General features: G+C 70.4%; 5 protein-coding genes. 1 reads left to right on the top strand and 4 read right to left on the bottom strand.

Annotated elements, in window-relative coordinates; translation table 11 throughout:
* Positions 1-640: 640 nt before the first annotated feature.
* A complete protein-coding gene (gene trpS, locus ACFYOH_RS40535; protein ID WP_388636305.1) occupies positions 641-1,669 on the top strand; it encodes a tryptophan--tRNA ligase in 1,029 nt (342 codons plus the stop codon).
* 85 nt (positions 1,670-1,754) lie between these two features.
* On the opposite strand, the gene proC is transcribed toward trpS, so the two are convergent.
* From proC to ACFYOH_RS40515, 4 genes are all read right to left on the bottom strand, one after another.
* A complete protein-coding gene (gene proC, locus ACFYOH_RS40530; protein WP_388636303.1) occupies positions 1,755-2,567 on the bottom strand; it encodes a pyrroline-5-carboxylate reductase in 813 nt (270 codons plus the stop codon).
* 103 nt (positions 2,568-2,670) lie between these two features.
* Positions 2,671-3,462 carry an ABC transporter permease gene (locus tag ACFYOH_RS40525; protein ID WP_388636301.1) on the bottom strand — a complete coding sequence of 264 codons (792 nt, stop codon included), beginning with the start codon at positions 3,460-3,462 and terminating at the stop codon, positions 2,671-2,673.
* Positions 3,459-4,259, bottom strand: coding sequence for an ABC transporter ATP-binding protein (locus tag ACFYOH_RS40520; RefSeq protein WP_388636299.1), 801 nt, complete (start codon positions 4,257-4,259; stop codon positions 3,459-3,461). The genes ACFYOH_RS40525 and ACFYOH_RS40520 overlap by 4 nt, the downstream gene beginning before the upstream one ends.
* Positions 4,260-4,401: 142 nt before the next feature.
* Complete coding sequence (locus ACFYOH_RS40515) at positions 4,402-5,190, bottom strand: class I SAM-dependent methyltransferase (protein ID WP_388636297.1); 789 nt, start codon at positions 5,188-5,190, stop codon at positions 4,402-4,404.
* Positions 5,191-5,443: the final 253 nt, after the last annotated feature.

Raw genomic sequence — 5,443 nt, 5'->3', positions numbered from 1 at the left:
CGCTTCCTTTGTACTCACCCTCTCGGGCTTTCCTCCGGGCGCTTCCCTTCGGTGTTTCCGACTCTATCAGACCTTTTCTCGATCCGATTTCCTCGATGCTTTCCAGGTTCCCGCGCTTTCTCGCGGTTTCCTTTCCGGCGGTTCCGACTCTATCAGATCCTTTCGGAGTCTGACTCCCAGTCAGGGGGCTTGTCTCCCGGCCGTTGGGCCGTTCCGACGAGTGAGACTTTAGCGGATTCCGTGCTCCCGAGCTAATCGGGGGCTGCGTCCTTTCGAACGCGGATTCCTCATTCCGTAATTACGCATGCCAAAACACTCGACACCGGAGCGTCGATTGCTGGTTGGTACTTGCGGAGTGGCTGTCCGGGGACCGACCGGAGTCGGCGCTCACGTCGGACAACTCGGAGAACACTACGGATCGGCGTGGCGTGTGTCAACTCTTGCCCCTGGTGCGCTCCGGAGGCGTACTCTGATCCGCATGACGACGCGTACGTGTACCCAGCTGTGGTGGGCCGCCTGACGGCGGCCGTACTCACGTATGCATCCAACGGCCGCCGCTTCGGCGGCCGTTCTCGTATCTCCTCCGGACTCCGGGGGCCGGCCGCAGGAGCGGCGGTCCCGACCAGGAGGTGGAGTGGAGATGAAGCGGGTCTTCAGCGGGATTCAGCCGACCGGGCACCTGACGCTGGGCAACTACCTGGGAGCCCTGCGGCGCTGGGTGGAGACGGATCAGCGCCAGGCCGACTCGGTGTTCTGTGTCGTCGATCTGCACGCGCTGACGGTGGACCAGGATCCGGCGCGATTGCTCAGGCTCAGTCGGCAGACGGCGACGTTGATGCTGGCGGCGGGGCTCGATCCCGAGGTGTGCACGGTGTTCCTGCAGAGCCATGTCGACGAGCACACGAGGCTGTCGTATCTGCTGGAGTGCGTGGCGACCGACGGTGAGATGCGCCGGATGATCCAGTACAAGGAGAAGACCGCGAAGGTGCGGGAGCGCGGCGGGACCGTGCGGCTCTCCCTGCTGACGTATCCGGTGCTGATGGCGGCGGACATCCTGGGCTACGGCGCGGAGGAGGTGCCGGTCGGGGACGACCAGGTGCAGCATGTCGAGCTGGCGCGGGATCTGGCGGTGCGGTTCAACCAGCGGTTCGGGCACACGTTCGTGGTGCCGAGGGCCACGCGGCCGGCGGTGGCGGCGCGGGTGATGAATCTGCAGAGCCCGACGTCGAAGATGGGGAAGTCGGACGACTCGGGGCTGGGGGTCGTCTATCTGCTGGACGAGCCGGACGACGTGCGGAAGAAGGTCATGCGGGCCGTCACGGACAGCGGGCGGGACGTGGAGTACGACCGCGAGCGGCGGCCGGGGGTCTCGAACCTGCTGGAGATTCTCGCTGCGTGCACGGACGGGAACCCTGAGTCACTGGCAGGCGTTTACGACTCGTACGGCGCCTTGAAGAAGGACACCGCGGAGGCGGTGGTGGAGGTCCTCAGGCCCGTGCAGGCCAGGCACAGGGAGCTGTGCGCCGATCCTGCCTATGTGGAGGGGGTGCTGCGGGATGGTGCGGAGAAGGCGAGGGCGATGGCCCGGCCGACCGTCGATGCGGCGTACCGGGCGATCGGGCTGTTGCCACCGGTGTTCGATACGGCGTTGAGCGGGGTCGGGCGGTAGGGCCGGGCGTTGGGCCTGCCAGTACGGGCTCGTGCGTGCGGGGGCGGGCGGCGGCCGGTGAGCGCCGTCGCCCCCGGGCGCCGGGTCAGTCCTTCTTGCCGGAGGCGAGTTCGCGGCTGCGGTCGCGGGCGGCTTCGAGGGCGGCGATGAGCGCGGCTCGTACGCCGTGGTTCTCCAGTTCGCGGATGGCGTTGATCGTCGTACCGGCCGGGGAGGTGACGTTCTCGCGGAGCTTGACGGGGTGTTCGCCGCTGTCGCGGAGCATCACGGCGGCGCCGATGGCGGACTGGACGATGAGGTCGTGGGCCTTGTCGCGGGGCAGGCCGAGCAGGATGCCGGCGTCGGTCATGGCCTCGACCAGGTAGAAGAAGTACGCGGGTCCGGAGCCGGACAGGGCGGTGCAGGCGTCCTGCTGGGTCTCGGGGACGCGGAGTGTCTTGCCGACGGCACCGAAGATCTCCTCGGCGTGCGCGAGGTGCTGCTCGGTGGCGTGGCTGCCGGCGGAGATGACCGACATGGCCTCGTCGACGAGGGCGGGGGTGTTGGTCATGACGCGGACGACCGGGGTGCCTGCGGTCAGGCGCTCCTCGAAGAAGGAGGTGGGGATACCGGCGGCGCCGCTGATGACCAGGCGGTCGGCGGGGACGTGCGGGGCGAGCTCGTCCAGGAGGGTGCCCATGTCCTGCGGCTTGACCGTGAGGATGAGGGTGTCGGCGGTCTTGGCGGCCTCGGTGTTGGTGACCGGGCTGACTCCGTAGCGGGTGCGGAGTTCTTCGGCGCGTTCCGGGCGGCGGGCGGTGACCAGGAGGTCGGCGGGGGCCCAGCCGGCCCGGATCATTCCGCTGAGCAGGGCTTCGCCGATCTTGCCGGTGCCGAGGACTGCGACTTTCTGGCTCATGGGGTCATCCTCGCACCGGGCCGTGAGGGTGCGGGGGGTTGTCCGGCAGGCGGAACACGGGCGCAGTGCGGCCGTCCGGCGCCGTGGGATCGGCGAAGGACGGTCAGGCCGTTCGGCGCCGGAGGGTGGCCGCGCCCAGTACCAGGACCAGCAGCGCGCAGCCGGCCACGATCAGGACGTCCCGGACGAAGGTCGCGGTCATGTCGGTGTGGTGCAGGACCTGGTTCATGCCGTCGACGGCGTAGGACATCGGCAGGACGTCGGAGATGCCCGTGAGGACGGGCTGCATGTCGGACCGGGGAGTGAACAGGCCGCAGAGGAGGAGCTGGGGGAAGATCACCGCCGGCATGAACTGGACCGCCTGGAACTCCGAGGCGGCGAAGGCGGAGACGAAGAGGCCGAGGGCCGTGCCGAGCAGGGCGTCGAGGAGGGCGACGAGGAGGAGCAGCCAGGGTGAGCCGGTGACGTCGAGGCCGAGCACCCACACGGCCAGTCCGGTGGCGAGGGCGGACTGGACGATGGCGATCGCGCCGAAGGCGAGGGCGTAGCCGGCGATGAGGTCGGCCTTGCCGAGGGGCATCGCCAGGAGGCGTTCGAGGGTGCCGGAGGTGCGTTCGCGCAGGGTGGCGATGGAGGTGACCAGGAACATCGTGATCAGCGGGAAGATGCCGAGCAGGGATGCGCCGATGTTGTCGAAGGTGCGCGGGCTGGCGTCGAAGACATAGCGCAGCAGGATCAGCATCAGGCACGGGACGAGGATCATCAGCGCGATGGTGCGCGGGTCGTGGCGGAGCTGGCGCAGGACCCGGGCGGCGGTGGCGGTGGTGCGGCCCGCGTTGATGACACCGGTCGGGGTGGGGGCGGTCGTGGTGCTCGGCGTGCTGATCGTGCTCATCGGGTGCTCTCCTTGGGTCGGGCTGCCGCGGCTGCCTCGTCGACGAGGTGGAGGAAGGCGGCCTCGACGGTGTCGCTGCCGGTGCGGGTGCGCAGGGCGTCCGGGGAGTCGTCCGCGAGGATCTCGCCCTCGCGCATGAGGAGGAGGCGGTGGCAGCGCTCGGCCTCGTCCATGACGTGGGAGGAGACGAGGAGGGTGGCGCCGCGGGTGGCGGCGATGTCGTGGAAGAGGCGCCACAGGTCGCGGCGCAGTACGGGGTCGAGGCCGACGGTGGGTTCGTCCAGGACGAGGAGTTCGGGGGCGCCGAGCAGGGCCACGGCCAGTGAGACCCGGTTGCGCTGGCCGCCGGAGAGGTTGCCGGCGAGGGCGTCGGCGTGGCTGGCGAGGTCGACGTCGGTGATGGCCCGGGTGACGTGCTCGTGGCGGCGTTCGGCGGCTGCGTGGCCGGGGTCGAGGATCGCGGCGAAGTACTCCAGGTTCTGCCGGACGGTCAGGTCGTCGTAGACGGAGGCGTCCTGGGTGACGTAGCCGATGCGCGTGCGCAGGGCGGGGTGGCCGGCCGGGTGGCCGAGGACCTGAAGGGTGCCGGTGACCTTGGCCTGGGTGCCCACGATCGAGCGCATGAGGGTCGACTTGCCGCAGCCGGAGGGGCCGAGCAGGCCGGTGACCTGACCGCGGGGGACGGTGAAGTCGAGATGGTGGAGGACGGTGCGGGGGCCGCGGACGGCGGTGAGGTCGTGGGCCTGGACCGCTGGGGTGGGGGCCGGGGTTGGTAGGTCCGGCACGTAATTCATCATGCGATGAATAATGTGCCCGGAGGGTCCGCGCGTCAAGGGGCCGGCCGGCCACACATGCGGAAGCGGCGGCCGGGACGGGCCCGGCCGCCGCTCCGGGCGACGCCTCTTCGCTGATGTTTCTTCGCTGATGCCTATTCGCTGATCAGGGTTTGGTGGCGACGAGGAGAAGCACGTCGTAGGTCTCCTCGACCATGCCGTCCGGGAAGGTCTTCAGCAGATGGGCGCGCTCCTCTTCCAGGAAGGCGGTCCTGCGCTCCTCGGGCGTGAGGAGGAGTGCCGAGTGGCTGCCGATGTTCGCGAGGTGGGTGTCGATCGTGACGCCGCGGCTCCAGCGGACCTCCCGACGGCTGAAGCGGAGGCGGCCGCTGGGGTCGGCCAGTTCCGTGCGGCTGGCTTTCCGCTTCTCGGCGGCGACGTCCACACCGAGGAAGCGGCCGATACGGCGGGCTGCCTCGGCGATCCACTCCACGTCCACGGCGTCGCGGTTCCACCACAGCGCCAGCGCACCGCCCGGCCGCAGCACCCGCAGCGCCTCCGGCACCGAGCGGGCGGTGTCGGTCCAGTGCCAGGCCTGGGCGTAGGTGATGAAGTCGGCGTGGGCGTCGGCGATGGGGAGGGCGTTGCCGTTGCCGCGGACGATCGGGAGATGCGGCAGCACGCGGCGGAACTCGGCGGCCATGCCCTCGCCGGGTTCGACGGCGAGCACGTCGGCGCCGCGGGCCTGCAGGAGGGCGGTCCCGATACCCGTACCGGCCCCGACGTCCACGACCCTGGCACCGGACAGCGCCCGGCCGGCCAGTTCCTCGACGGCGTCGAAGAGGGCGGGCGGGTAGGAGGGGCGGTTCGCCGCGTACTGGGCGGCGGCCGAGTCGAAGGAGCGCGCGCGGGCCGCGGGCGAGGGCGGGGGTGCGGGCGGTTGTGTCACGGTCATACGACCATGGTGGGACGGCGCGAACGTGACGTCACCGGCTTTTGGAGCCGTCCGACCTCGGGGGGCAGGCCTCACCGGCGGCGCATCCGCCGTCCATCGCCGGCCCCTGGCGCCAGCGCCCTGGTGACCACGCGGAGCAGGCATCACTGGCTCCCCTTCATCCGCCCACCGCGGACCCCGTCGCCGGCACCCACTTCCAACCGCCCGAAGCAACCGCGGCCGGCAAGCGTCACCGGCGACGCATCCGCCGCCC

Source organism: Streptomyces sp. NPDC007856 (assembly GCF_042868225.1).
Lineage (GTDB): Bacteria > Actinomycetota > Actinomycetes > Streptomycetales > Streptomycetaceae > Streptomyces.
The sequence above is the reverse complement of the archived record's forward strand: the minus strand, read 5'-3'. Positions and strand labels throughout refer to the sequence as shown.